We start from the raw sequence: 5,853 nt of genomic DNA, 5'->3' as shown, positions 1-5,853 counted from the left end.
AAACAAGAAAGCCGTACAGGTTTCGCTGTACGGCTTCTTTTAAGATCTGGCACCGACCTACTCTCCCACATGTTACTGCAGTACCATCGGCTCTGGCGGGCTTAACTTCTCTGTTCGGAATGGGAAGAGGTGGACACCGCCGATATAGGCACCTGAATATTTTTAATAGCATATAGTGTTCGGTGTATGGTACATGGACACATTGGTCCGACTACCGGGTACTGGGCACTAGTTGCTAAATGACATATTATTGAAAGAAGTTATATTGAAGAACAAACAACAGTCTATTGCTCTTGAAAGCTTCGGGTTATTAGTATCACTCGACTGTGGTGTCGCCACCTTTACATCTATGACCTATCAACGTAGTAGTCTTCTACGGCCCTATATGGAATTCTCATCTCGTGGCTAGTTTCGCACTTAGATGCTTTCAGCGCTTATCTATCCCCAGCGTAGCTACTCTGCAATGCCCCTGGCGGAACAACAGATTCACTAGAGGCTAGTCCAACCCGGTCCTCTCGTACTAAGGTCAGCCCCACTCAAAATTCCTACGCCCACAACAGATAGGGACCGAACTGTCTCGCGACGTTCTGAACCCAGCTCGCGTGCCACTTTAATCGGCGAACAGCCGAACCCTTGGGACCTTCTCCAGCCCCAGGATGTGACGAGCCGACATCGAGGTGCCAAACCTCCCCGTCGATATGAGCTCTTGGGGGAGATCAGCCTGTTATCCCCAGCGTACCTTTTATCCTTTGAGCGATGGCCCTTCCATGCAGAACCACCGGATCACTATATCCGTCTTTCGACCCTGCTCGGCTTGTCTGCCTCACAGTCAAGCAAGCTTATGCTATTGCACTCCGCGTACGGTTACCAAGCGTACTGAGCTTACCTTTGAAAGCCTCCGTTACCTTTTTGGAGGCGACCACCCCAGTCAAACTACCCATCAAACAATGTCTCCCGCTGGGCGGGATTAGACACCGAATACAGAAAGGGTGGTATTTCAACGTTGGCTCCACGACGCCTAGCGACGCCGCTTCAAAGCCTCCCACCTATCCTACACATCCTGTACCCAATGTCAATGTTAAATTGTAGTGAAGGTGCATGGGGTCTTTCCGTCCCGTTGCGGGTACCCGGCGTCTTCACCGGGACCACAATTTCACCGAGCTCATGGCTGAGACAGCGCCCAGATCGTTACACCATTCGTGCAGGTCGGAACTTACCCGACAAGGAATTTCGCTACCTTAGGACCGTTATAGTTACGGCCGCCGTTTACTGGGGCTTCGATTCAATGCTTCTACTTGCGTATGACATCCCCTCTTAACCTTCCAGCACCGGGCAGGTGTCAGGCCTTATACTTCATCTTTCGATTTTGCAAAGCCATGTGTTTTTGTTAAACAGTCGCCTGGGCCTTTTCACTGCGGCTGATATTGCTACCAGCGCCCCTTCTCCCGAAGTTACAGGGCCATTTTGCCGAGTTCCTTAGCCATGATTCACTCGAGCACCTTAGAATTCTCTTCCCGGATACCTGTGTCGGTTTGCGGTACGGGTTTTTATAGACTGGAGCTTAGCGGTTTTTCTTGGAAGTCTGATTACCTGCGCTATCCACTCACCCGAAGGCTCGCGGTACTATCGACGTTCAGCTAGATTGGCGGATTTGCCTACCATTCCAATACCTACAGTCTTTAACGAACTATTCCGTCAGTTCGCGGCAGTGTCACTACTCCGTCCCCACATCGCATCTATAAAAAGTACGGTAATATTAAACCGTTGTCCATCGAATATCCCCTTCGGGTTCTCCTTAGGCCCCGACTAACCCTGATCCGATTAGCGTTGATCAGGAAACCTTATCCTTTCGGTGGGCGGGTTTCTCTCCCGCCTTATCGTTACTTATGCCTACATTTGCTTTTCCAGAAGCTCCACCATAGCTCACGCTACAACTTCGCTGCCGCTGGAATGCTCCCCTACCGTAATATTAATATTACCCATAGCTTCGGTATACCACTTAATGCCCGTTTATTATCCATGCACGATCGCTCGACTAGTGAGCTGTTACGCACTCTTTAAATGAATGGCTGCTTCCAAGCCAACATCCTAGCTGTCTATGCAATCGCACCTCGTTAGTTCAACTTAGCGGTAATTTAGGGACCTTAGCTGATGGTCTGGGTTCTTTCCCTCTCGGCGCGTGACCTTAGCACCCCGCGCCTCACTGCCGTGTATATTATATAGCATTCGGAGTTTGTCTGGATTTGGTAGGATTTGACTCCCCCGCACCCAATCAGTAGCTCTACCTCTATATAACTCACCACGACGCTGTTCCTAAAAACATTTCGGGGAGTACGAGCTATTTCCCAGTTTGATTAGCCTTTCACCCCTACCCACAGATCATCCGGAAACTTTTCAACGTTTATCGGTTCGGTCCTCCAGTACGTGTTACCGCACCTTCAACCTGTCCATGGGTAGATCACAAGGTTTCGCGTCTACCTCCCCTGACTATGCGCCCTATTCAGACTCGCTTTCGCTTCGGATCCGTGTCTTAAACACTTAACCTTGCCAGAGAAGAGTAACTCGTAGGCTCATTATGCAAAAGGCACGCCGTCACGCCACCTGGACGCTCCGACCGCTTGTAAGTATACGGTTTCAGGTTCTATTTCACTCCCCTGTTCGGGGTTCTTTTCACCTTTCCCTCACGGTACTGGTTCACTATCGGTCTCTCAGGAGTATTTAGCCTTACCGGATGGTGCCGGCAGATTCCCACAAGGCGTCTCCGACCTCGCGGTACTCAGGATACTGCTAGGCTAGCATTACTTACGTGTACCGGGCTATCACCGTATATTGCCAGGCTTCCCATCCTGTTCCACTTCATTTTGCTAATGCCACGTTGCAGTCCTACAACCCCACTTATGCCGTAACATAAGTGGTTTGGGCTCTTTCCCTTTCGCTCGCCACTACTTAGGAAATCATTATTATTTTCTCTTCCTCTGCTTACTTAGATGTTTCAGTTCGGCAGGTTTGCGCACTATGTGCGACATGTCTTCAACATGCCAGGTTTCCCCATTCAGAAATCCGCGGATCAATTCATATTTGCTGATCCCCGCGGCTTATCGCAGCTTATCACGTCTTTCATCGCCTCTGAGAGCCAAGGCATCCCCCGTATACTCTTTCTTACTTTCTTCTCCATACAGCCTTTTGCGCCTGTATAAATGCTTTTTTTGATATGTCGTTATCTTTTCGCCCCCGAGGGAACTCCAAGCTAACAACGTCTCTATTGTTGTTTGCTCTTCTTTTTTAACTTCTTCCAATATGTCAAAGAACTTTCCAATCCCGGGCAACTGTTATGTGCCTATTATAAACGTACCTTTTGTAACAGGTACCGGTGGTGGTGGAGAATAACGGAGTCGAACCGTTGACCTCCTGCGTGCAAGGCAGGCGCTCTAGCCAGCTGAGCTAATCCCCCAAAAAAACTTGCTTGTAGTCCCGTCCAGATTTGAACTGGAGACCCCTACATTATCAGTGTAGTGCTCTAACCAGGCTGAGCTACGGGACTGTTAATCTCGCCCCTGCAGACCTGTGTCGTGCCGATGGCTCGTCTTCTTGGTGTTTCCCTTAAGAGATATGTATCATTTTTTACGCAGCGAGTAGTCCATACTACTCCAGAAAGGAGGTATTCCAGCCGCACCTTCCGGTACGGCTACCTTGTTACGACTTAGCCCCAGTTATCGGTTTTACCCTAGGACGCTCCTTGCGGTTACGTACTTTAGGTACCCCCAACTTCCATGGCTTGACGGGCGGTGTGTACAAGGCCCGGGAACGTATTCACCGCATCATTGCTGATATGCGATTACTAGCGAATCCAACTTCATGGGGTCGAGTTGCAGACCCCAATCCGAACTGTGAACGGCTTTTTGAGATTTGCTTGCTGTTGCCAGCTTGCTGCCCTCTGTACCGTCCATTGTAGCACGTGTGTAGCCCCGGACGTAAGGGCCATGATGACTTGACGTCGTCCCCTCCTTCCTCTCTGTTTGCACAGGCAGTCTGTTTAGAGTCCCCACCATTACGTGCTGGCAACTAAACATAGGGGTTGCGCTCGTTGCGGGACTTAACCCAACACCTCACGGCACGAGCTGACGACAGCCATGCAGCACCTAGTTTCGTGTCCTTGCGGACGCATCCATCTCTGGATACTTCACTAACTTTCAAGCCCGGGTAAGGTTCCTCGCGTATCATCGAATTAAACCACATGCTCCTCCGCTTGTGCGGGCCCCCGTCAATTCCTTTGAGTTTCACCCTTGCGGGCGTACTCCCCAGGTGGAATACTTAACGCTTTCGCTTAGCCGCTGACTGTATATCGCCAACAGCGAGTATTCATCGTTTAGGGCGTGGACTACCAGGGTATCTAATCCTGTTTGATCCCCACGCTTTCGTGCCTCAGCGTCAATAGGACCATAGTAAGCTGCCTTCGCAATCGGTGTTCTGTGACATATCTATGCATTTCACCGCTACTTGTCACATTCCGCCTACCTCTAGTCCATTCAAGCCCATCAGTATCAAGGGCACTGCGATAGTTGAGCTACCGTCTTTCACCCCTGACTTAACAGGCCGCCTACGCACCCTTTAAACCCAATAAATCCGGATAACGCTTGGATCCTCCGTATTACCGCGGCTGCTGGCACGGAGTTAGCCGATCCTTATTCCTTCGGTACATTCAGCTATCTACACGTAGATAGGTTTATTCCCGAATAAAAGCAGTTTACAACCCAGAGGGCCGTCTTCCTGCACGCGGCATGGCTGGTTCAGGGTTGCCCCCATTGACCAATATTCCTTACTGCTGCCTCCCGTAGGAGTCTGGTCCGTGTCTCAGTACCAGTGTGGGGGGTCATCCTCTCAGATCCCCTAGTCATCGCGGTCTTGGTGGGCCGTTACCCCGCCAACTAACTAATGACACGCATGCCCATCTCCATCCTATAAATATTTGATCATTGTACGATGCCGTACTGTGATTTTATGCGGTGTTAATCCGGATTTCTCCGGGCTATCCCCCAGATGAAGGTAGGTTGCATACGCGTTACGCACCCGTGCGCCGGTCTCATGGTTGCAAGCAACCACTACCCCTCGACTTGCATGTATTAGGCCTGCCGCTAGCGTTCATCCTGAGCCAGGATCAAACTCTCCATTGTAAAATGTTGTAGTTCGAACACTGACCATTCTTATTCTAACGAATTATTAATAGTCTTTATTCTATTTGTATTATGTTGTCTGATAGTTACAGACTTAAGAAACAGCTTGGTGTCATGTACTTTGAAATCGTACTGTTTGCCCCGCTGCGTTGTATAAATGATATCTCTTTAATGAACTTTCCGATCTTACCTCGCGGCGATCCTTATATGTTGCGACTTGCTGTTTTCCGTTCCGCCGTGGTCTCTGTTAGTCCACCGCTCCCCTTCGGTTGCTTTATCGTTTCAGTCTTGTTTTTCTGTCCTGCCAACATCCGCTGGCGAACTCCCGTTTCGTTTGGGACTGCAAAGGTAGGAAACTTTTTTAAACCTGCAAACTTTTTTTATCTTTTTTCGAAACTTTTTTTCGTCCCGTATGTTTGCAATATATATAGTCCCTTATTTCAAACCAACCTTCACCTTTTATCCCCCTCTTTTTTCCTTCCGTCGTTACCTCCGTAGCGGGTTGCAAAGGTAGAAAACTTTTCCGCTTTCCAAAAACTTTTTTTAAAGTTTTTTAAGGTTTCTCCTAAGTCGCTGTAAGCCAGCATCCCCAATCCAAATCCCCCCTTTCAATACTCCCAGCCAACTTTCGCCAACCAAACGCCTCCTCCGAAGCGGGTTGCAAAAGTAGCAATATTATCCG

2 tRNA genes and 3 rRNA genes are annotated in these 5,853 nt (G+C 49.3%); all 5 read right to left on the bottom strand.

From position 1 onward, the window contains the following. Nucleotides 1-44 precede the first annotated feature (44 nt). Nucleotides 45-156, bottom strand: a 5S ribosomal RNA gene (rrf, locus tag FA048_RS19605). 135 nt (nucleotides 157-291) lie between these two features. After that, nucleotides 292-3,169 (bottom strand): 23S ribosomal RNA (locus FA048_RS19600). A gap of 205 nt (nucleotides 3,170-3,374) precedes the next feature. Then, nucleotides 3,375-3,451 (bottom strand) — tRNA-Ala (locus tag FA048_RS19595). Nucleotides 3,452-3,466: 15 nt separating this feature from the next. Next, nucleotides 3,467-3,541 (bottom strand) — tRNA-Ile (locus FA048_RS19590). 110 nt (nucleotides 3,542-3,651) lie between these two features. Beyond that, nucleotides 3,652-5,171, bottom strand: a 16S ribosomal RNA gene (locus FA048_RS19585). Together the 16S, 23S and 5S rRNA genes with 2 tRNA genes alongside form the textbook arrangement of a ribosomal RNA operon. Nucleotides 5,172-5,853: the final 682 nt, after the last annotated feature.

Origin of the sequence: Pedobacter polaris, assembly GCF_005116505.1 — a bacterium.
In the GTDB taxonomy this organism is placed as follows: Bacteria; Bacteroidota; Bacteroidia; order Sphingobacteriales; family Sphingobacteriaceae; genus Pedobacter; species Pedobacter polaris.
The sequence above is the reverse complement of the archived record's forward strand: the minus strand, read 5'-3'. Positions and strand labels throughout refer to the sequence as shown.